General features: G+C 61.1%; 19 protein-coding genes. 5 read left to right on the top strand and 14 right to left on the bottom strand.

The features are described from left to right. Positions 1 to 4: 4 nt before the first annotated feature. On the bottom strand, positions 5 to 640 hold the full coding sequence (gene rlmE, locus AC3IYG_RS04420; protein ID WP_489312531.1) for a 23S rRNA (uridine(2552)-2'-O)-methyltransferase RlmE: 636 nt from the start codon (positions 638 to 640) through the stop codon (positions 5 to 7). Between the two features lie 103 nt (positions 641 to 743). Here rlmE and yhbY point away from each other — a divergent pair, with 103 nt between their 5' ends. Next, positions 744 to 1,052: a ribosome assembly RNA-binding protein YhbY gene (gene yhbY / locus AC3IYG_RS04415; protein ID WP_489312530.1), complete on the top strand. Its 309-nt coding sequence runs from the start codon at positions 744 to 746 to the stop codon at positions 1,050 to 1,052. Between the two features lie 17 nt (positions 1,053 to 1,069). On the opposite strand, the gene AC3IYG_RS04410 is transcribed toward yhbY, so the two are convergent. From AC3IYG_RS04410 to grpE, 8 genes are all read right to left on the bottom strand, one after another. Next, on the bottom strand, positions 1,070 to 1,465 hold the full coding sequence (locus tag AC3IYG_RS04410) for a DUF4149 domain-containing protein (RefSeq protein ID WP_489312529.1): 396 nt from the start codon (positions 1,463 to 1,465) through the stop codon (positions 1,070 to 1,072). A 37-nt stretch (positions 1,466 to 1,502) separates the two neighbouring features. Continuing rightward, positions 1,503 to 1,979, bottom strand: coding sequence for a transcription elongation factor GreA (gene greA / locus AC3IYG_RS04405; protein ID WP_489312528.1), 477 nt, complete (start codon positions 1,977 to 1,979; stop codon positions 1,503 to 1,505). After that, entirely contained in the window at positions 1,976 to 5,197 is a 3,222-nt protein-coding gene (gene carB / locus AC3IYG_RS04400) for a carbamoyl-phosphate synthase large subunit (RefSeq protein WP_489312527.1), read from the bottom strand. The genes greA and carB overlap by 4 nt, the downstream gene beginning before the upstream one ends. 130 nt (positions 5,198 to 5,327) lie before the next feature. Beyond that, on the bottom strand, positions 5,328 to 6,476 hold the full coding sequence (gene carA, locus AC3IYG_RS04395; RefSeq protein WP_489312526.1) for a glutamine-hydrolyzing carbamoyl-phosphate synthase small subunit: 1,149 nt from the start codon (positions 6,474 to 6,476) through the stop codon (positions 5,328 to 5,330). 194 nt (positions 6,477 to 6,670) lie between these two features. Then, the gene (gene dapB / locus AC3IYG_RS04390) at positions 6,671 to 7,471 is read right to left on the bottom strand and encodes a 4-hydroxy-tetrahydrodipicolinate reductase (protein ID WP_489312525.1); all 801 of its coding nucleotides are present in this window, start codon (positions 7,469 to 7,471) and stop codon (positions 6,671 to 6,673) included. A 77-nt stretch (positions 7,472 to 7,548) separates the two neighbouring features. Continuing rightward, on the bottom strand, positions 7,549 to 8,682 hold the full coding sequence (dnaJ, locus tag AC3IYG_RS04385) for a molecular chaperone DnaJ (protein WP_489312524.1): 1,134 nt from the start codon (positions 8,680 to 8,682) through the stop codon (positions 7,549 to 7,551). 122 nt (positions 8,683 to 8,804) lie between these two features. Beyond that, positions 8,805 to 10,721 (bottom strand): molecular chaperone DnaK, encoded by a 1,917-nt coding sequence (dnaK, locus tag AC3IYG_RS04380; protein ID WP_489312523.1) that lies wholly within the window; start codon positions 10,719 to 10,721, stop codon positions 8,805 to 8,807. A gap of 101 nt (positions 10,722 to 10,822) precedes the next feature. After that, positions 10,823 to 11,392, bottom strand: a complete 570-nt coding sequence (gene grpE, locus AC3IYG_RS04375; RefSeq protein WP_489312522.1) for a nucleotide exchange factor GrpE — start codon at positions 11,390 to 11,392, stop codon at positions 10,823 to 10,825. A gap of 153 nt (positions 11,393 to 11,545) precedes the next feature. Between grpE and recN the strand changes: the two genes are divergently transcribed. Further along, a complete protein-coding gene (gene recN / locus AC3IYG_RS04370) occupies positions 11,546 to 13,222 on the top strand; it encodes a DNA repair protein RecN (RefSeq protein WP_489312521.1) in 1,677 nt (558 codons plus the stop codon). A gap of 193 nt (positions 13,223 to 13,415) precedes the next feature. On the opposite strand, the gene fur is transcribed toward recN, so the two are convergent. Beyond that, the gene (gene fur, locus AC3IYG_RS04365) at positions 13,416 to 13,820 is read right to left on the bottom strand and encodes a ferric iron uptake transcriptional regulator (protein ID WP_489312520.1); all 405 of its coding nucleotides are present in this window, start codon (positions 13,818 to 13,820) and stop codon (positions 13,416 to 13,418) included. A 97-nt stretch (positions 13,821 to 13,917) separates the two neighbouring features. Between fur and AC3IYG_RS04360 the strand changes: the two genes are divergently transcribed. Continuing rightward, positions 13,918 to 14,445: an outer membrane protein assembly factor BamE gene (locus AC3IYG_RS04360; protein ID WP_489312519.1), complete on the top strand. Its 528-nt coding sequence runs from the start codon at positions 13,918 to 13,920 to the stop codon at positions 14,443 to 14,445. 62 nt (positions 14,446 to 14,507) lie between these two features. Here the strand turns inward: AC3IYG_RS04360 and AC3IYG_RS04355 are convergent, their stop codons facing one another. The 3 genes from AC3IYG_RS04355 to AC3IYG_RS04345 are packed head-to-tail and all read right to left on the bottom strand — an operon-like array spanning position 14,508 to position 16,666. Then, a complete protein-coding gene (locus AC3IYG_RS04355; protein WP_489312518.1) occupies positions 14,508 to 14,828 on the bottom strand; it encodes an RnfH family protein in 321 nt (106 codons plus the stop codon). After that, on the bottom strand, positions 14,821 to 15,255 hold the full coding sequence (locus AC3IYG_RS04350) for a type II toxin-antitoxin system RatA family toxin (protein WP_489312517.1): 435 nt from the start codon (positions 15,253 to 15,255) through the stop codon (positions 14,821 to 14,823). Before AC3IYG_RS04350 ends, AC3IYG_RS04355 begins: the two co-directional genes overlap by 8 nt. 7 nt (positions 15,256 to 15,262) lie before the next feature. Continuing rightward, positions 15,263 to 16,666, bottom strand: coding sequence for a sodium-dependent transporter (locus tag AC3IYG_RS04345; RefSeq protein WP_489312516.1), 1,404 nt, complete (start codon positions 16,664 to 16,666; stop codon positions 15,263 to 15,265). A gap of 227 nt (positions 16,667 to 16,893) precedes the next feature. Here AC3IYG_RS04345 and smpB point away from each other — a divergent pair, with 227 nt between their 5' ends. Next, positions 16,894 to 17,376: an SsrA-binding protein SmpB gene (smpB, locus tag AC3IYG_RS04340; protein WP_489312515.1), complete on the top strand. Its 483-nt coding sequence runs from the start codon at positions 16,894 to 16,896 to the stop codon at positions 17,374 to 17,376. 69 nt (positions 17,377 to 17,445) lie between these two features. On the opposite strand, the gene AC3IYG_RS04335 is transcribed toward smpB, so the two are convergent. Then, entirely contained in the window at positions 17,446 to 18,213 is a 768-nt protein-coding gene (locus AC3IYG_RS04335; RefSeq protein WP_489312514.1) for an FCD domain-containing protein, read from the bottom strand. A gap of 308 nt (positions 18,214 to 18,521) precedes the next feature. Here AC3IYG_RS04335 and AC3IYG_RS04330 point away from each other — a divergent pair, with 308 nt between their 5' ends. Beyond that, positions 18,522 to 20,216: a lactate permease LctP family transporter gene (locus tag AC3IYG_RS04330; protein ID WP_489312512.1), complete on the top strand. Its 1,695-nt coding sequence runs from the start codon at positions 18,522 to 18,524 to the stop codon at positions 20,214 to 20,216. The last annotated feature ends 83 nt before the right edge of the window (positions 20,217 to 20,299 follow it).

The following is a 20,299-nucleotide window of genomic DNA, read 5'->3' as shown; positions in this document are numbered from 1 at the left end:
CGGCTTAAGTGCCGCTCGGCGCGCCACGGAAACCGCGAGCCAGCAGGTACTGCTCGCGGGAGCGATCACGGGAAGACAGCGGCTTGCGCATCTGCACTTTCTCGAACATGGTCCGAACCTGCTTGTGGTAAAGGTCGAAACCCTCGCCCTGGAAGATCTTGATCAAGAAATCGCCCCCCGGGCGCAATACCTGCCCGGCAAGGTCCAGCGCCAGCTCGCACAGGTACATGGCGCGGGCCTGATCGGCCATCCTCACCCCACTCATATTGGGGGCCATATCGGAAATCACAAGGTCTACCGGATTATTGCCGACCGCCTCGAGAATCTGCGCCAGCACCGCCGCCTCGGTAAAGTCACCCTGAATGAAGGTGACATCCGGAATGCTGTCCATTTCCAGGATATCCGAGGCGATCAGGCGACCCTTGTCGCCAATCACCCGACTGGTCACCTGCGACCAGCCGCCGGGCGCCGCCCCCAGATCGACCACGGTGTTGCCAGGCCGCAGAATGCGGTCCTTCTCCTGGATCTCCAGCAACTTGTAGCTGGCGCGCGAACGGTAGCCGTCCTTCTGCGCCATCTTCACATAAGGGTCGTTAAAATGTTCTCTCAGCCAGTTCTGGCTAGTTTTGGAACGTGCCACGGGGTACCTCGAAATTGACGGGGCGTGATTAACTGGGCGGTTGCGGGGTCGCTCGGGTAAACTGGCCGCCGCTTTTTACCAGATCAGACGCAGGGGTCAGATTATGCCGCTCACTCAGGAGCAGAAGAAACAGTACAAATCTATCGGCCACCATCTGAAACCAGTATTGATTGTGGCTGACAATGGTTTGACCGAAGGCGTGCTAGCCGAATTGGAGCGCGCATTGAGCGATCATGAGCTGATCAAGATCCAGCTCAGAATCACCGAACGCGAAGATCGCTTGGCGGCGATTGCCGAACTGTGCAAGACCGCCAAGAGCGAGCTGGTGCAGGTCATTGGCAAAATGGCGCTGATTTATCGCAAGAACCCGAAAGCCAACAAACAGCTGTCCAACATCAGCCGTCACAGCTAAGGCTCCCGCCTCTACTGTCAGTGGCGCGCCTGGCGCGCCCTGCCAGCCCCTACACCCGGCACCGGCTGCAGCACCAGCAGCAAACCGAACAGGGCCAGCAGCAAATAATTGAACAGCAGCCAGCGCCTGGCGTCCGGCAGCCATTCGTGTGCCAGCAGATAACTCGCCGCCACCAGCACAATGGTCAGCAGCAACTGGCCACGCATATCGTGCAGCAGGCGGTCCAAACGCTCGACCCACAGCAGCAGCAATAACTGCAGGATCGCGCAAAAACCCGCCAACCCCACCAGCAGCGGGCCCAGCGCACGGGTAACGTCCTCAATCAATAGCGGCGCCCAACCCAATTTCACCAGAGCCGGGAGCATGACGAATTGCAGCAACCAGATGCCGCCGACCCAGAAAGTCTGAGCCACCTGCCAACTGATCGCTGCCGCCTTGAATGGCCGAGGCTTAAAGATGACGGACTTCGACAATCTCGTACTCGATGACACCGCCAGGGGTTTTCACGACCACCACATCGCCCTCTTCCTTGGCAATCAAGGCGCGAGCGATAGGTGAGCCGACCGAAATCTTGCCCAGCTTGATATCGGCTTCGTCTTCGCCAACGATCTGATAGGTCACGCGCTCATCGGTTTCGACGTTAGCGATCTCGACGGTCGTACCAAAGATCACCTTGCCGGTGCGAGGAATCGCCGCAATATCGATGACCTGGGCATTCTGCAAACGGCCTTCGATATCACGAACACGCGCCTCGACCATCCCTTGCTGCTCACGGGCGGCGTGATACTCGGCGTTTTCCTTCAAATCACCCAACTCGCGGGCCGTACCGATGTCCTGGCTGAGCTTTGGCCGAACGACCTTGGTCAGGTGAGTCAATTCTTCTTCCAGGGCGCGCGCGCCCTGGACTGTCATTGGGTATTTGGTCATGCCTTCAATCCTGCGTGTAGATCCTGCAAGCGACGCACGGTCTTCTCGGGACCGAACTTGAGCGCTTCGCAGATAGCCTCGCCAGCAGCAATGGTAGTGGTGCAGTAAATCTTGTGCTGCAGGGCGTTACGGCGAATGGAGTAGGAATCAGCAATCGACTGACGACCTTCGGTGGTATTGATGATCAGCGTGACTTCGTCATTCTTGATCATGTCGACCACGTGCGGACGACCCTCGGTCACCTTGTTCACCCGACGTACTTTCAGGCCTGCCGCTTCGATCAGCTTGGCAGTACCGGCAGTGGCGACCACTTCGAAACCCAAGTTGATCAGATCACGGGCCACGCCCGCAACCAGCGGCTTGTCGTCGTCACGCACGCTGATAAAAGCAGTACCGCCGGTCGGCAGCACTTCGCTGGCACCCATCTGGGCCTTGGCGAACGCTTCACCGAAGGTATCGCCGACGCCCATCACCTCGCCGGTGGACTTCATCTCTGGGCCGAGGATCGGGTCAACGCCCGGGAATTTGGCGAAGGGGAACACCGCCTCCTTCACGCTGTAGAAGTTCGGAATGATTTCCTTGGTGAAACCGATTTCCTTCAGGGTTTTACCGGCCATCACGCGCGCCGCGATCATCGCCAGGGAAACACCGATGCACTTCGAGACGAACGGCACGGTACGCGAGGCGCGTGGATTGACTTCAATGACGTAGATGTCTTCGCCTTGCAGCGCCAACTGCACGTTCATCAGGCCGATCACACCCAGCTCCAAGGCCATCTTCTTGACCTGCTCGCGCATCTCGTCCTGGATATGCGCCGGCAGCGAATACGGCGGCAGCGAACACGCGGAGTCACCGGAGTGCACGCCAGCCTGTTCGATGTGCTGCATGATCGCGCCGATCACCACGTCGGTGCCGTCGCAGACCGCGTCGACATCCATCTCGATGGCGCAGTTGAGGAAGTGGTCCAGCAGCACCGGGCTGTCGTTGGACACTTGCACCGCGTCACGCAGGTAGCGCTTGAGCTCTTCTTCTTCGTAGACGATTTCCATCGCCCGGCCGCCCAGTACGTAGGACGGACGCACCACCAGCGGGTAACCGATCTTGCCAGCCGCGCGGATGGCTTCGTCTTCGCTGCGCACGGTGGCGTTCGGCGGCTGACGCAGGTTCAGGCGCTCAACCATCTGCTGGAAGCGCTCACGGTCTTCGGCACGATCGATGGCATCCGGGCTGGTACCGATGATCGGCACGCCGGCTTCTTCCAAGGCGCGGGCCAGCTTCAGCGGAGTCTGGCCGCCATACTGGACGATCACACCCTTCGGCTTCTCGACGCGGACGATTTCCAGTACGTCTTCCAGGGTCACCGGTTCGAAGTACAGACGATCCGAGGTGTCGTAGTCGGTGGAGACGGTTTCCGGGTTGCAGTTGACCATGATGGTCTCGTAGCCGTCTTCGCGCAGGGCGAGGGCCGCGTGTACGCAGCAGTAGTCGAACTCGATGCCCTGACCGATGCGGTTAGGACCGCCGCCCAGGATCATGATCTTGTCGCGGGTCGACGGATTGGCCTCGCACTCTTCCTCGTAGGTCGAGTACAGGTAGGCGGTGTCGGTGGCGAACTCGGCGGCGCAGGTGTCGACGCGCTTGTAGACCGGGTAGACCTCGAGCTTGTGACGATGGCGCCGCAGGTTCTTCTCGGTCACACCCAACAGCTTGGCCAGGCGCGCATCGGAGAAGCCTTTGCGCTTGAGGCGGAACATCAGGTCGCGGTCGATGGTCGACAGGCCGAGGACCTTGATCTTCTCTTCTTCCTTGATCAGGTCTTCGATCTGCACCAGGAACCAGGGGTCGATCATGTTCATGTCGAAGATATTTTCAACACTCATGCCAGCACGGAAAGCGTCCGCCACGTACCAAATACGCTCGGCGCCCGGCACGGTCAGCTCGCGTTTGAGCACACTCATGCTTTCCGGATTGCTCAGGTCGAGTTTCGGGTCCAGGCCGCTGACACCGACCTCCAGGCCGCGCAAGGCTTTCTGCAGGGACTCCTGGAAGGTCCGACCGATGGCCATGACTTCACCGACCGACTTCATCTGGGTGGTCAGGCGCGCATCGGCTTTCGGAAATTTCTCGAAAGCGAAGCGTGGCAGCTTGGTCACGACGTAGTCGATGGACGGCTCGAAGGACGCCGGGGTCTTGCCGCCGGTGATTTCGTTCTGCAGTTCGTCGAGGGTGTAGCCGATTGCCAGCTTGGCCGCGACCCGGGCAATCGGGAAGCCGGTAGCTTTCGAGGCCAGCGCCGAAGAGCGCGATACCCGCGGGTTCATTTCGATCACGACCATGCGGCCGGTATTCGGGCAGATACCGAACTGCACGTTGGAACCGCCGGTTTCCACGCCGATCTCACGCAGTACCGCCAGGGAGGCGTTACGCAGGATCTGGTATTCCTTGTCGGTCAGGGTCTGCGCCGGCGCGACGGTGATCGAGTCACCCGTGTGCACGCCCATCGGGTCGAAGTTTTCGATCGAGCAGACGATGATGCAGTTGTCCTTCTTATCGCGGACCACCTCCATCTCGTACTCTTTCCAGCCGATCAGCGATTCGTCGATCAACAGTTCCTTGGTCGGCGACAGGTCCAGACCACGGGCACAGATTTCTTCGAACTCTTCACGGTTGTAAGCGATACCGCCACCGGTCCCGCCCATGGTAAAGGACGGACGGATGATGCACGGGAAGCCGAGCTTCTCGAGCACCGCGTTGGCCTCTTCCATGCTGTGGGCGATGCCGGAACGCGGGCACGCCAGGCCGATGGACTTCATCGCCTTGTCGAAGCGCGAGCGATCTTCAGCCTTGTCGATGGTGTCGGCGTTGGCGCCGATCATTTCCACACCGAACTTCTCCAGAACGCCTTCGCGCTCCAGATCCAGGGCGCAGTTCAGCGCGGTCTGGCCGCCCATGGTCGGCAGCAGCGCATCAGGACGTTCTTTTTCGATGATCTTGGCAACCGTTTGCCACTTGATCGGCTCGATGTAGGTGGCGTCGGCCATGTCCGGGTCGGTCATGATGGTCGCTGGGTTGGAGTTCACCAGGATGACGCGGTAACCCTCTTCGCGCAGGGCTTTGCAGGCCTGGGCGCCGGAGTAGTCGAATTCACAGGCCTGGCCGATAACGATCGGGCCGGCGCCGAGAATCAGGATGCTTTTTATGTCTGTACGTTTTGGCATTAGTTGTCACTCAAATCCGCAGGTCAGTCGGCAAGCCGTCTTGAACATTTTCCGAGGCACCTGAGGGAAATCCGCCGGAGTTACCGGGCTCGCCTCAGGCGCCTTTTCGCTACATTCTCAAGGCGCGCGATTAGCGGCGCTTGGCCATGGCGTCGATGAAGCGATCGAACAACGGCGCCACATCATTCGGGCCCGGGCTCGCTTCAGGGTGACCCTGGAAGCTGAACGCGCTCTTGTCGGTACGCTCGATCCCTTGCAGGGTGCCATCGAACAGCGACTTGTGAATCGCCCGGACATTGCCTGGCAGGGTCGCCTCGTCCACCGCAAAACCATGGTTCTGGCTGGTGATCATCACCACGCCGCTATCCAGATCCTGGACCGGGTGGTTGGCACCGTGGTGGCCGTGACCCATTTTCACGGTCTTGGCGCCGGAAGCCAGGGCCAGCAACTGATGGCCAAGGCAGATGCCGAACACCGGAATCTCGGTTTCCAGCACGTCCTTGATCGCCTGGATCGCGTAGTCGCAAGGCTCCGGATCGCCAGGGCCGTTGGACAGGAACACGCCATCAGGCTTGAGCGCCAGAACGTCAGTAGCCGGAGTCTGCGCCGGAACCACGGTTACACGGCAACCGCGCTCGACCAGCATGCGCAGGATGTTCACTTTCACGCCGTAGTCGTAAGCAACCACGTGGTACGGCAACTCGGAAGCTTCGATGGTTGCATGGCTGTCGGTCTTCAGATCCCAGACAGTCGAACGCCACTCATAGGTTTCCTTGGTGCTGACAACCTTCGCCAGGTCCATGCCTTTGAGGCCAGGGAAGCCTTGGGCTGCCGCAATGGCCGCGTCTTCGGAAATATCGTCGCCGGCCATGATGCAGCCGTTCTGTGCGCCTTTCTCACGCAGGATGCGGGTCAGGCGACGGGTATCGATACCAGCGATGGCCACTACGTTGTTGGCCTGCAGGTAATCCGACAACGACAGGGTGCTGCGCCAGTTACTGGCGGTCAGCGGCAGATCGCGAATCACCAGGCCGGCGGACCAGACGCGATCGGACTCGGCGTCTTCCGGCGTAGTGCCGGTGTTGCCGATATGCGGGTAAGTCAGGGTAACGATTTGCTGGGCATAGGAAGGATCGGTAAGGATTTCCTGATAGCCGGTCATGGCGGTGTTGAACACCACCTCTCCGACGGTTTGACCGTCGATGCCAATGGCTTCGCCGCGAAAAATGCTGCCATCGGCAAGGGCCAAAATGGCGGGTTTAAGGGCTGGCTTACTCAAGAAAACCTCCGATCAATCAAGCCTGACAGGGCATACGCAGATTGTAAAAAAGCGGGATGACGCTTGAACACGTCACCCCGCTTTTTTCGAATCACTTTTTCAAGTTTCTGCGCGCTTTTAGTGGACACACTAAAGCTGTAGCTTACAGAAAAAGGCCTTTTTGGTCTACCCGCCATTACAACCGCTTGGCTGTATCAGCGCAACTCCAGCACATCCTGCATGTCGTACAGCCCCGGCGCCTGACCTTCCAGCCACAACGCCGCCCGTACCGCACCCCGGGCAAACGTCATACGGCTGGACGCCTTGTGGGTGATTTCCACGCGCTCGCCGTCAGCGGCGAACAGGACGGTGTGATCGCCCACCACATCACCGGCGCGCACTGTGGCAAAACCGATGGTTTCGCGCTCACGGGCGCCTGTCTGACCTTCGCGACCATAGACGGCGACCTTTTGCAGATCACGCCCCAATGCATTGGCGACCACTTCACCCATGCGCAAGGCCGTACCGGAAGGCGCGTCGACCTTGTGCCGATGATGCGCTTCGATGATTTCGATATCGACCTCATCGCCCAGCACGCGGGCGGCGGTATCCAGCAACTTCAGGCAGAGATTGACGCCAACACTGAAATTGGCGGCAAAAACGATCGGAATCTCCTTGCCCGCCTGCGCCAGCACCAACTTCTCTTCGGCACTGAAGCCCGTGGTGCCGATGATCATGGCCTTGCCCGCCTGCCGGCACAGCGCCAGATTCTGCAAGGTCACGGACGGATGGGTGAAGTCGATCAGCACATCGAAGCGATCCAGCACTGTCGCCAGATCACCCGACAACGGCACACCCAGCTTGCCGAGCGCCGCCAACTCACCGGCATCCGCCCCGATCAGGCTGCTGTCCGGGCGATCCACCGCCGCCGTCAAGCTGGCACCCGCCTGCTGTATCGCTTCGATCAGGGTCTTGCCCATGCGCCCAGCGGCGCCTACCACGGCTATACGTCGCATAAATCCAGCTCCCAGCCAACCACCTAAAGCGGCATGGCGCAGGCGGCATTCGCCGCCCGACACCTGCAACTGATTACTTAAACATCGCCAAAGAAGCGCTTCACGCCCTCGAACCAGCCACTGGCCTTGGGCGAGTGGCTGGTATCGCCGAGCAGCGACTTGCGAAACTCTTCAAGCAGCTCGCGCTGACGCTTATCCAGGTGCACCGGCGTCTCCACCGCCACCCGGCACATCAGGTCGCCCGCGCCACCGCCACGCACCGGCGCCACACCCTTGCCGCGCAGGCGGAACAGCTTGCCGGTTTGCGTGCCTTCCGGAATCTTCAGCTTGACCCGGCCATCCAGGGTCGGCACCTCCAACTCGCCACCGAGCGCCGCATCGGCGAAGCTGATCGGCACATCGCAGTACAGGTGTTTGCCGTCACGCTGGAAGATCGCGTGCTCGCGCACATTCACCACCACATACAGGTCGCCCGCCGGGCCACCCATGGCGCCCGCCTCACCCTCACCGGAGAGACGGATGCGGTCGCCGGTATCGACACCTGGCGGCACCTTGACCGACAGGGTCTTGTGCTCTTCCACCCGGCCATGGCCGTGGCAGGAACCACAGGGATCGGCGATCATCTTGCCGCTGCCATGGCAACGCGGGCAGGTTTGCTGCACCGAGAAGAAGCCCTGCTGCATGCGCACCTGACCGATACCGCCGCAGGTAGTGCAGGTCACCGGGCTGGTGCCCTTCTTCGCGCCGGAACCTTCGCAGATCTTGCAATTGACCAGCGTTGGCACGCGAATGGTCACGGTAGTGCCACGCACCGCCTCTTCCAGATCCAGCTCCAGGGTGTAGCGCAGGTCACTGCCGCGCTGCGCACCGCCGCGCGAACCACCACGGGCGCCACCGAAGAAATCGCTGAACACATCGCCGAAAATATCGGAGAAGTTCGCCCCGCCAAACCCGGCGCCACCCGCACCGCCACCGCCCATGCTCGGATCGACGCCGGCGTGGCCGTATTGATCGAAAGCCGCACGTTTGTTCGCATCGGACAACACTTCATAGGCCTCATTGGCCTCTTTGAAGCGCTCTTCAGCCGCTTTATCGTCAGGGTTGCGGTCCGGGTGGTGCTTCATTGCCAGCCGGCGGTAAGCCTTTTTCAGCTCCGCTTCACTGACACCACGCTCGACACCCAGCACTTCGTAATAGTCACGCTTAGCCATAATTGTTCAACACTCTTAAATCGGCTTCTCCAGACACGCCAACGCGGGAGCAAGCTCCCGCGCGGCGGATAACACCTGCCAGCGCTTTAGCTAGTCAGGTTGGAGAGCAAGCAAATGGACGCTTACTTGTTTTCCTTGACCTCTTCGAACTCGGCATCGACTACGTCATCGGCGCCGCCTTTCGGCTCGTCATGGCCTTGTGCTGCTTCACCAGCCTGCGGCTGTTCGGCATACATTTTCTGCGCCAGCGGTGCAGTGGCTTCCGACAGAGCGTTGATCTTGGCTTCGATGGTTTCCTTGTCGTCGCCTTTCACGGCCACTTCGAGTTCACCCAAGGCTTTTTCGATCGCCGCTTTCTCATCCGCAGTGGCCTTGTCGCCCGCTTCGGTGATCATTTTACGTGTTGCATGCACCAAGGCATCGCCCTGATTGCGGGCAGTTGCCAGCTCTTCGAACTTGCGGTCTTCTTCAGCGTTGACTTCAGCATCGCGAACCATCTGCTGAATCTCTTCCTCGGACAAACCGGAGTTGGCCTTGATCACGATCGACTGAGTCTTGCCCGTCGCCTTGTCTTTGGCGCCTACGTGCAGGATGCCGTTGGCATCGATATCGAAGGTTACTTCGATCTGCGGCACGCCACGCGGAGCCGGCGGAATTTCAGCCAGGTCGAACTTGCCCAGCGATTTGTTCTGCGCGGCTTGCTTGCGCTCGCCCTGCAGCACGTGAATGGTCACAGCGCCCTGGTTATCGTCGGCAGTCGAGAACACTTGCGATTTCTTGGTCGGAATCGTGGTGTTTTTCTCGATCAGCGCGGTCATCACGCCGCCCATGGTTTCGATACCCAGGGTCAGCGGGCTGACATCCAGCAGCAGCACGTCTTTAACGTCACCGGCCAATACCGCGCCCTGGATGGCAGCACCCATGGCAACCGCTTCGTCCGGGTTCACGTCTTTGCGCGCTTCTTTACCGAAGAAATCGGTAACCAGCTTCTGCACCAGCGGCATACGGGTCTGACCGCCGACCAGGATCACGTCGTGGATCGCGCCAACGTCGATACCGGCATCTTTCAACGCGATACGGCAAGGCTCGATGGTGCGCTGCACCAGATCCTCGACCAGCGATTCCAGCTTGGCGCGGGAAATCTTCACGTTCAGGTGCTTAGGACCGCTGGCATCTGCAGTGATGTACGGCAGGTTGACGTCGGTCTGCTGCGCGGAAGACAGCTCGATCTTGGCTTTCTCGGCCGCTTCTTTCAGGCGCTGCATGGCCAGCGGGTCACCCTTGAGGTTCATGCCGCTTTCTTTCTTGAACTCGTCGACGAGGTAGTCGATCAAGCGGATGTCGAAGTCTTCACCGCCGAGGAAGGTGTCACCGTTGGTGGCCAACACTTCGAACTGGTGCTCGCCGTCGACTTCGGCAATCTCGATTACGGAAATGTCGAAAGTACCGCCGCCGAGGTCATAAACGATCACGGTGTGATCGCCCTTGGCCTTGTCCATACCGTACGCCAGAGCGGCTGCGGTCGGCTCGTTGATGATCCGTTTTACGTCCAGACCGGCGATACGGCCGGCATCTTTAGTGGCCTGACGCTGACTGTCGTTGAAGTAGGCCGGCACGGTGATCACCGCTTCGGTCACTGGCTCGCCGAGGTAGTCTTCGGCGGTTTTCTTCATCTTTTTCAGCACTTCGGCGGAAATTTGTGGCGGTGCCATCTTCTGGCCCTTCACTTCCACCCAGGCGTCGCCGTTGTCGGCTTTGACGATTTTGTACGGCACCATCTCGATGTCTTTCTGTACGACGCTTTCTTCAAAACGACGACCGATCAGACGTTTTACCGCGTACAGGGTGTTGTGCGGGTTGGTCACGGCCTGACGCTTGGCCGACTGACCGACGAGGATTTCGCCATCATTGGTGTAAGCGATGATCGACGGCGTGGTACGCGCGCCTTCGGCGTTTTCCAGCACTTTGACGGTGCCGTTTTCCAGGATCGAGACGCAGGAGTTGGTGGTCCCCAGGTCGATACCGATAATTCTGCCCATGTTTACTCTCCCGAAACTTTGATTTGGTTGCCGCAGCAGTGGTGGCTAACTGCGGTAGCACTTAAACGCTTGACTTCTAAATGGGGGCCTTACGGCTAATTTCAAGCCTGCTCATCAATCGAAGGCGGTGTTTCCGCCGGCGGCTTGCTGACCACGACCATGGCCGGGCGCAGCAGGCGACCGTTGAGCAGGTAACCTTTCTGGAACACCTTGAGCACGCTATTGGGTTCCAGATGGGTGCTTTCCTGCATCGCCATGGCCTGATGGTGCTCGGCATTGAACGGTGCGCCGTGCGGGTCGATGACTTCCAACTGGTAACGCTTGAGCGTGTCCTGGAACAGCTTGAGCGTCAGTTCCATGCCTTCACGCACCGCCTTGATGGCCTCGTCGTCAGGGCTGGACAGCTCCAGGCCGCGCTCGAGGCTATCGACCACCGGCAACAGGTCATTGGCGAATTTTTCCAGCGCAAACTTGTGCGCTTTTTCCACGTCCTGCTCAGCGCGGCGGCGCACGTTCTGCAAATCAGCCGCAACGCGCAGAGCCTGATCCTGAGCGGCCGCCAGCTGCTCTTCCAGCGTTTGCACGCGGGCAGCCAGGTCCTCGCCCGCTACAGCCTCGGCAGCAGGTTCAAAGTCAGGATTCTGGGAATTCTGGGTCTGTTCGTCAGCCATGCGTCTCTCCTATCAAAATCGTTCGCGAGCCTTAACTCACGTTTCTGCCGCTTATATGGGGCCACAATCTGGCGATTCAAGAGCAAGGGAGGATTGTCAGAGACAAAACAAACACTGTATAAATAACCATGTCTTACGCCCGAGGGCTCCGCCATGCTGGTCCACCTTTCCGTACACAACTACGCCATCGTCGAACACCTCGACCTCGAGCTGAATGGCGGGATGAGCGTAATTACCGGGGAAACCGGTGCCGGCAAGTCGATCATGCTCGACGCCCTCGGCCTGACCCTGGGTGATCGCGCCGACAGCGGCGTGGTGCGACCCGGCGCCGACAAAGCAGACATTCTTGCCAGCTTCGACCTGGCCGACATCCCGGAAGCCCGCGCCTGGCTGACCGAGCGCGACCTGGACAACGACGGGCCGTGCATCCTCCGCCGCGTGATCACCGCCGAAGGTCGCTCACGCGGCTACATCAATGGCTCGCCCTGCCCGCAAGGCGACCTGAAAGCCCTCGGCGAACTGCTGATCGACATCCACAACCAGCATGAACATCAGTCACTGCTCAAACCCGAAACCCACCGCCGCCTGCTCGATGAGTATGCCGGCAGCCAAGAACTGGCGCGCCAGGTGCAACTCGCCGCGCAGCGCTGGCGACAGACCCGGCAAGAGCTTGAACGCCTGTCCAGTGCCGGCGATGAACAGCGCGCCCGCCACCAGCTGCTCAGCTACCAGTTGGAAGAGCTGGATAATCTGGCCCTCGGCGAAAGCGAACTGGTACAACTGGAACAGGACCACAAGGCCCTGGCCAATGCCGAGAGCCTGCTCAGCGCCTGTCGCCTGGTACTGGAACAATGCAGCGAAAACGACGCCGGCAATGTGCTGTCAGCCCTGACCGGCAGCCTGCAACGGCTCAGCGCCTTCAACAGCCCGCAGGGCGCACTGAGTGAAGCGGTCAACCTGCTGGCCAGCGCGCAGATCCAAGTAGAAGAAGCGGTGGGTGAACTGAACCGCTTTCTCGATCATTTCGACGCCGACCCCGCGCGCCAGCAACTGCTCGAAGAACGCCTCGACGCCATCTACACCCTGGCGCGTAAACACCGGGTCCAACCTAGCGAACTGGGCGCGCTGCAACAGCAACTGTTTGAAGAACTGGAAAGCCTGAACGCCGACGACCAGGCCACCGAGCGCCTGAGCGAAGAACTGACGGCCTACGCCCGCCATTACCAGGAAAAAGCCCAGCAGCTCAGCACCCTGCGGCATGACGCAGCGGGTCAACTGGCCAGCGCCGTCGAAGTCGAGATGCAGCGCCTGGGCATGCCGGGGGGGCGCTTCAACATCCAATTGCACGTGGCCAACGTCAGCGATCCGCACCCGCAAGGCCTGGAACAGGTCGAGTTTCTGGTCAGCGCCAACCCCGGACAACCACTCAAGGCCCTGGCCAAAGTCGCGTCCGGCGGTGAACTGTCACGTATCAGCCTGGCCATTCAGGTGATCACGGCGCAAACCTCGCGGGTACCGACGCTGGTTTTCGACGAAGTCGACGTCGGCATCGGCGGCCCGACGGCCGAAGTAGTCGGCCAGCTGCTGCGCAAGCTCGGCGAGCGCGGCCAAGTGCTGACCGTGACCCACCTGCCGCAGGTCGCCGCGCAAGGGCACCAACACCTGTTCGTGCACAAGGCTCGCGGCAGCGACGCGACACGCACGGCAGTGGCGAGCCTGGATGGCCCGGCCCGGGTCGAGGAGATCGCCCGCATGCTGGGTGGCGTGGATTTGACCGAGGAATCCCTGGCCCACGCCCGGCAGATGGTCAGCACCGCGGCCAACGCGTAGGGCTGTCTCGGAACGCCGCGAACAACCCACCCCTCGCGCCCTCCGGCGTACCGCTTCGCGAGTACGCCCTACGCGGCTCAAGACATGCAGCGGCAAAGGATCAAAACGAAAAACGCCGCTTCCCCAACGGGGTAAGCGGCGCTTTCTGATCGACAGGCTTGATTAGGACGCCAGCAAGCTGGCGCCTGACGCATTACCGCTTCTTGCGTACATAGAGCACAAGGTTGTGATCCACCATCTCGAAGCCATGCTCGCGCACGATCTCTTTCTGGCGCTTCTCGATCTCGGTATCGAAGAACTCGATCACTTCACCGGTATCGACACAGACCATGTGGTCGTGATGACCGCCATCGGCCAGCTCGAACACCGCATGGCCGCCATCGAAGTTGTGCCGCACCACCAGGCCGGCAGCCTCGAATTGGGTCAACACACGGTAGACCGTGGCCAAACCCACATCTTCGCCAGCCTCCATCAGCGCCTTGTACACATCTTCCGCACTCATGTGCCGCTGTTCGGCAGAATCGAGCATCTGCAGAATCTTGACCCGTGGCAGGGTCACTTTCAGGCCAGCTTTTCGTAGTTCGCTATTTTCTACCATGGTCAGCTTTCTCGCGGTTGCTGCTTCGCAGCTCCCTTCAATGCAGGTATGATCGGACGCCAAGTTGCCCAGCCAAGATAGTGGAAGTCACCCACCGATGCAAAACACCAAGCTCTTGCTGACTAGTCTCACCCTTGTGGGGTTATTCGCACTCGCCGGCTGTTCGTTCCCCGGGGTTTATAAAATCGACATCCAACAGGGCAATGTCGTTACGCAGGACATGATAGACCAGTTACGCCCCGGAATGACCCGGCGTCAAGTGCGGTTTATCATGGGTAACCCGCTGATCACCGACACCTTCCACGCCGACCGCTGGGACTACCTCTACAGCATCCAGCCAGGCGGCAGACAGCGCCTGCAGGAACGCGTCAGCATCGTCTTCGATGGCGAGGATAAACTGGTAGGTCTGGCCGGCGATTTCATGCCCGGCGTCAGCCGCGACGAAGCGATTCTCGGTCAGGATGGCAGCAGCCCAGCGGTTGCCGAGCCCAAGGCGAGCGAGCAGCCGCAAGTCGAAGAGCCGCCGAAACCCGGCTCGCTGCTGGAAAAGATCCAGAAGGAAGTGGACAACGTCGAGACCATCCCGGTACCGACCCCCACACCACTGGAAACCTCGCCACAGTAAGCCTTGCGCCGAAACGAAAAAGCCCGGAAATGCCGGGCTTTTTTATGCGCGCAACAAAAGCTTCAGCCGCCGGCTCCACCCGCCTTGGCCAGTGCCGCCTTCGCCGCGCGCTGCTTGCGCACCTCTTTCGGGTCCGCCAGCAACGGCCGGTAGATCTCCACCCGCTCGCCCTCTTGCAGCACCCGCTCACGCGGATCCGCTACGGCCTTGCCGAAGATACCCAGCGGGCAATGCGCCAGATCCAGCCCCGGAAAATGCCCTGCCATACCTGACTGCTCGGCCGCCTGTCGCGCCGTGGTGCCGTGCGGCACGCTCAGGCGCAGCAACACCTGCCGGTCCGCCAGGGCATAGACCACTTCGACCACGATGCCGGGCTTAGCCATGCAGCTGCTTGGCTCTTTTGCAGAAAGCATCGACCAGGGTATTGGCCGCCTGATTGAACAACGGCCCAAGGGTCGCCCGAACCAGCGGCCCGGCATACTCGAAGGACAGATCCAGGCTGATCTTGCAGGCCTTGTCCGTCAGCGCCTTGAATTGCCAGACGCCGTGCAACTCGCTGAACGGCCCCTCCTCCAGATTCATTTCAATGGACTGGCCGAACACCAGGGTATTGCAGGTGACGAAGCGCTGGCTCAAGCCGCCCTTGGCCACTGCCAGGCTGGCACGCATCAGGGTGGTGCTTTCCTCCAGCACCTCGGTCGCCGAACACCAGGGCAGGAACTCCGGATAGCGCGCCACATCATTGACCAGATCGTAGAGTGCCTGCGCCGGATAGGGCAGCAGGGCCGAGCGTTGAATATGCGTGGTCATGCGGGGTTCACTTCCATAACTGCGCGGCAAACACGATGAGGATACCCAGCGGCGCGACATACCGCATGAGGAAGAAGGTCAGGGCAAAGAGTTTCGGGCTGCGCATGGCCAGCTCGTCCCGCACCGCCTCGCGACCCATCACCCAACCGGCGAAGACCACGAAGGTCAGCGCGCCGAGCGGCAACATGATCCGCGAGGTGAAGAAATCGATCACCCCGAAAAAATCCAGGCCGCCTGCCGCGCCCCACTGGTAGAGCTGGAAGCCGCTGGCATCGCTGACGAAGAACTTGGCCTGCTTCCAGATATTGAAGGAAAACACCGTGCCCAGCCCGACAAACCAGCAGATGAACGCCAGCCAGGTGGTGACCCAGACCCGGCTCACCCGCGTGCGCTCGACCAGATACGCGACCATCGGCTCCAGCAGGGAAATCGCCGAGCTCCAGGCGGCCACCGCCACCAGCACGAAGAACACCACGCCCATCAACTGGCCGAACAGCACATTACCGAAGGCCAGCGGCAGGGTGACGAACATCAGTCCCGGCCCCTCGCCCGGGTTAAGGCCGGCGGCGAACACGATCGGGAATAGCGCCATGCCGGCCAGCAGCGAAACGAAGGTGTCCAGCAACGCCACCCCGAGGATGGTGCCGGAGATCGAGGAATTTTTCGGCATGTAAGCGCCGTAGATCAGAATCGACCCCACTCCGACACTCAGCGAGAAGAACGCATGGCCCATGGCAGGTAACAGGCCATCGAGCAGGCGCGATGTGTCGAAGTTGAACATGAAGTGCACGCCCTCCATGAAGTGCCCGGTGGTCAGGCTGTAGCCGAGCAGGATCACCAGCAGCAGGAATAGCAGCGGCATCATGACCCGCAGGCTGCGCTCCAGGCCGGCGACCACGCCGCGGGCGATGACATAGGCCGACAGCAGCATGAAGATGCTGTGCCAGAAGATCAGCCGCCAGGGATCGTCGATCACCTGGGCGAAATACGCCCCGGCCTGCTCGGGCGCCACGCCCTGGAAATCGCCACGCCCCATGTCGATGATGTAATCCAGCGACCAGCCACCCACCACGCTGTAAAACGACAGGATCAACAGCGCCGTGATCATCCCGGCAAACGCCGCCCACGACCATTTGCCCGAGTGGCCGGCCTCCACCGCCAGATCACGCAAGGCATTCGCCGGGCTTTGCCGGGCCCGGCGACCGATCAGGGTTTCCGCCAGCATCACCGGCAGACCGAGCAGCGCAATGCACAGCAGAAACACGATGACAAAGGCACCGCCGCCATAGACGCCAGTCATGTAAGGGAATTTCCAGATACTCCCCAACCCCACGGCCGAGCCCGTAGCCGCCAGGATAAAAACCCAGCGGCTGGCCCAGGAACCGTGGATCGAAACCTTGTCGCCCGCCATGTAGTTGCCCGTGCTGCCCGTAAAAGAGCGCGCATTGTCGGAGATTCGTCCAAGCCCCTCAAGCCTTTGCGCTGCCGGCCCCGGGCCGAAGCGGCAGAAGCCCCGGGGTGAGCTGCGCAAACCACGGACAGGCGCCCAACAACGACAGCAAAGCCGCCGCACCCGAGCGCCGCGGTGAAAATTCGACTGTCGCCAGCAGCCCGACGACTCCCTATAATGCCGCGCCTATGGCTAAGCAAAAGAAACAACCTCAGGGCACCATTGCCCAAAACAAGAAAGCCCGGCACGACTACTTCATCGAGCACAAGTTCGAGGCAGGCATGGTCCTGGCTGGCTGGGAAGTGAAAAGCCTGCGGGCCGGCAAGGCGCAGCTGGTCGACAGCTACGTGCTGCTCAAGAATGACGAAGCCTGGCTGATCGGCTGCCACATCGCGCCGCTGACCGCCGCCAGCACCCATGTCATTGCCGACCCGGTGCGCACGCGCAAGCTGCTGCTCAACAAGCGCGAGTTGGAAAAGCTGACCACCTCCGTGCAGCAGAAGGGTTATGCCTGCGTAGCCTTGTCGATTTACTGGAAGCAGCACTTGATCAAGTGCGAAATCGGCCTGGGCAAAGGCAAGAAGGAATACGACAAGCGCCACACCGAGCGTGAGCGCGACTCCGATCGCGAGCTGCAACGCGCCGTGCGCAGCAAGGGCAAGGAGGACTAGCGCCAGCTAGTCGCTCTTTGCAGGGTCCCCGCCTTCGCGGGGATGGCCGCGGTAGAGAGTTTCACCCCGTCACAAGCCCTGACGTCGCTCCGCCCGCGCCACGCGTTGGGCTTCTTGCAGCCCTTCGGCCAGCACTTCCTGCACGTAATGGATATGCCGGTCGGACACTTCCCGCGCCGCTTCCGCCTGCCCCTCGATGATCGCCTGGTACAACTCGCCATGCTGCTGCATCAGCATCTTGCGGGTCTCGCTGCGCAGGGCGTACATGCCGCCGATATTGGTCACCACGTTGCGTTTCAACAGGTCGAACAGGCCACGGATGGTGTGCAGCAGCACCGCGTTGTGGCTGGCCTCGGCGATAGCCAGGTGGAAGCGCGCATCAGCGGCGCCCTCTTCCGCGCGGCTGACTTTGCCCTCGCTGGCATAGCACTGTTGCAGCGCCTCGAAGGCTTCGCGCAGACGCTGGTGATCCAGCGCAGTCGCCCGTTGCGCGGCGTAGTAAGCGCACGAGCCTTCCAGGGTGTGGCGAAACTCGAGCAGATCGCGCTGCGCCTCGGGGTTGCTTTCCAGCAAATGCAGCAGCGGATCGCTGAAGGTCGAACCCAGGGACTCCGCCACATAGTTGCCACCGCCCTGGCGACTGACCAGCAAGCCCTTGGCCGCCAGCTTCTGAATCGCCTCGCGCAGTGAGGGCCGCGACACGCCGAACTGCTCCGCCAGCGCGCGCTCCGCGGGCAGGCGCTCGCCGGCCTTGAGCGTGCCTTCGAGAATCATCCCCTCGAGTTGCGCGACGATATCGTCCGACAAACGGCGCTGCTGTACCTGACCGAACCCCATAACCCTCTCCACCCTGCCCGGCTGTCGACCGGGCTGTCTATTCCGTGCATAGGCACGCCTGAGCCGCAGCCTAACCAGCCCTTGGCAGCGCGACAACAACAGCCACCCGCGACCAAAGTCGCAGGCCGGCAAATTGACAGACTCACCCCAAGGCTTTTACCCTGAGCCGTCGACATTGTAAATTGGTATTACCAATTTATTCGACCCATGCGTTGCGGTCACTGTTTTGCCTGGCTGGCGCCACACGCACTCAGCCCAAACGACCCGACTTCCGGCACACCCAACAAAAATAAGGGAGCCAACCTACGATGCAAACCTGGCAACAGCTCTACACCCCACTCGGCGGCCTCGGCCTGTCGGCGTTGGCGGCCGTCATCCCGATTGTATTCTTCTTCCTCGCGCTGGCGGTGTTCCGCCTCAAAGGCCATGTTGCCGGCAGTATCACCCTGGCACTGTCGATCCTGGTCGCCATCTTCGCCTTCCAGATGCCGGTCGACATGGCCTTCGCCGCCGCCGCTTACGGCTTCGCCTACGGCCTGTGGCCGATCGCCTGGATCATCGTCGCCGCGGTTTTTCTCTACAAATTGACGGTGAAGAGCGGCCAGTTCGAGATCATCCGCAGCTCGGTACTGTCGATCACCGACGACCAGCGCTTGCAGGTGCTGTTGATCGGCTTTGCCTTCGGCGCCTTCCTCGAAGGGGCTGCCGGCTTCGGCGCGCCGGTGGCGATCACCGCCGCCCTGCTGGTCGGGCTTGGCTTCAATCCGCTCTATGCGGCCGGCCTGTGCCTGATCGCCAACACCGCACCGGTGGCGTTCGGCGCCCTGGGCATCCCGATCATCGTCGCCGGCCAGGTGACGGGCATCGACCCGTTCAAGATCGGTGCCATGGCGGGCCGGCAGTTGCCGCTGCTGTCGATCATCGTGCCGTTCTGGCTGGTGGCCATGATGGATGGCTGGCGCGGAATCAAGGAAACCTGGCCGGCCGCACTGGTGGCTGGCGTCAGCTTCGCCGCCACCCAGTTCTTCACCTCCAACTACATCGGCCCGGAACTGCCGGACATCACCTCGGCACTGGTCAGCCTGGTGTCGCTGACGCTGTTCCTCAAAGTCTGGCAGCCCAAGCGCAGCGCCGGCGCGCAAATCGCCGGCGCCACCTCCGGCACGGCAACCCTCGCCAGCGCGGGCGGCTTCGGCCAACCCCGCACCACCACGGCATCGCCCTATAGCCTCGGGCAGATTTTCAAAGCCTGGTCGCCGTTCCTGATCCTGACCGTATTGGTCACTATCTGGACCCTCAAGCCATTCAAGGCGATGTTCGCGGCCGGCGGCTCGATGTACAGCTGGGTGTTCAACTTCGCGATTCCGCACCTGGATCAACTGGTGGTCAAGGTCGCGCCCATCGTCATCGCGCCCACGGCCATCTCGGCGGTGTTCAAGCTCGACCCGATTTCCGCGACCGGCACGGCGATTTTTTTCTCGGCGCTGATCTCGATGCTGGTACTGAGGATTCATCTAAAAACTGGTCTGACCACTTTAAAGGAAACCTTCTTCGAACTGCGCTGGCCGATTCTGTCCATCGGCATGGTGCTGGCCTTCGCGTTCGTGACCAACTATTCGGGCATGTCTTCGACCATGGCGCTGGTCCTGGCCGGCACCGGCGCGGCCTTCCCGTTTTTCTCACCATTCCTCGGCTGGCTCGGGGTATTCCTGACCGGTTCGGACACCTCGTCCAATGCTCTGTTCAGCTCGCTGCAAGCGACCACCGCGCATCAGATCGGCGTCAGCGACACCCTGCTGGTGGCGGCCAACACCAGCGGCGGCGTGACCGGCAAAATGATCTCGCCGCAATCGATCGCCGTGGCCTGCGCGGCTACCGGCCTGGTGGGCAAGGAATCGGACCTGTTCCGCTTCACCCTGAAACACAGCCTGATCTTCGCCGCCTTCGTCGGCCTGATTACCCTGGCGCAGGCCTATGTGTTCACCGGCATGCTGGTGCACTAAAAAGGCCTCGGCCCCGGTGGCGCGCAAGTGCAACCGGGGCTGAACTAGACGAGCGCGGCCGGGCCGCCTCGCGTCTTATTTAA

This window comes from Pseudomonas sp. KH_027, assembly GCF_057838565.1.
Note: the sequence above shows the minus strand (reverse complement) of the source record. Positions and strands in the feature narration are given on the sequence as shown.

Excerpts from the sequence above, each read along its gene's own strand:
- yhbY (WP_489312530.1), top strand. The coding sequence starts at position 744 with ATGCCGCTCACTCAGGAGCAGAAGAAACAGTACAAATCTATCGGCCAC.
- greA (WP_489312528.1), bottom strand. The coding sequence starts at position 1,979 with ATGACCAAATACCCAATGACAGTCCAGGGCGCGCGCGCCCTGGAAGAA.
- carB (WP_489312527.1), bottom strand. The coding sequence starts at position 5,197 with ATGCCAAAACGTACAGACATAAAAAGCATCCTGATTCTCGGCGCCGGC.
- dapB (WP_489312525.1), bottom strand. The coding sequence starts at position 7,471 with ATGCGACGTATAGCCGTGGTAGGCGCCGCTGGGCGCATGGGCAAGACC.
- dnaJ (WP_489312524.1), bottom strand. The coding sequence starts at position 8,682 with ATGGCTAAGCGTGACTATTACGAAGTGCTGGGTGTCGAGCGTGGTGTC.
- dnaK (WP_489312523.1), bottom strand. The coding sequence starts at position 10,721 with ATGGGCAGAATTATCGGTATCGACCTGGGGACCACCAACTCCTGCGTC.
- grpE (WP_489312522.1), bottom strand. The coding sequence starts at position 11,392 with ATGGCTGACGAACAGACCCAGAATTCCCAGAATCCTGACTTTGAACCT.
- recN (WP_489312521.1), top strand. The coding sequence starts at position 11,546 with ATGCTGGTCCACCTTTCCGTACACAACTACGCCATCGTCGAACACCTC.
- fur (WP_489312520.1), bottom strand. The coding sequence starts at position 13,820 with ATGGTAGAAAATAGCGAACTACGAAAAGCTGGCCTGAAAGTGACCCTG.
- AC3IYG_RS04360 (WP_489312519.1), top strand. The coding sequence starts at position 13,918 with ATGCAAAACACCAAGCTCTTGCTGACTAGTCTCACCCTTGTGGGGTTA.
- AC3IYG_RS04355 (WP_489312518.1), bottom strand. The coding sequence starts at position 14,828 with ATGGCTAAGCCCGGCATCGTGGTCGAAGTGGTCTATGCCCTGGCGGAC.
- AC3IYG_RS04350 (WP_489312517.1), bottom strand. The coding sequence starts at position 15,255 with ATGACCACGCATATTCAACGCTCGGCCCTGCTGCCCTATCCGGCGCAG.
- AC3IYG_RS04345 (WP_489312516.1), bottom strand. The coding sequence starts at position 16,666 with ATGGCGGGCGACAAGGTTTCGATCCACGGTTCCTGGGCCAGCCGCTGG.
- smpB (WP_489312515.1), top strand. The coding sequence starts at position 16,894 with ATGGCTAAGCAAAAGAAACAACCTCAGGGCACCATTGCCCAAAACAAG.
- AC3IYG_RS04335 (WP_489312514.1), bottom strand. The coding sequence starts at position 18,213 with ATGGGGTTCGGTCAGGTACAGCAGCGCCGTTTGTCGGACGATATCGTC.
- AC3IYG_RS04330 (WP_489312512.1), top strand. The coding sequence starts at position 18,522 with ATGCAAACCTGGCAACAGCTCTACACCCCACTCGGCGGCCTCGGCCTG.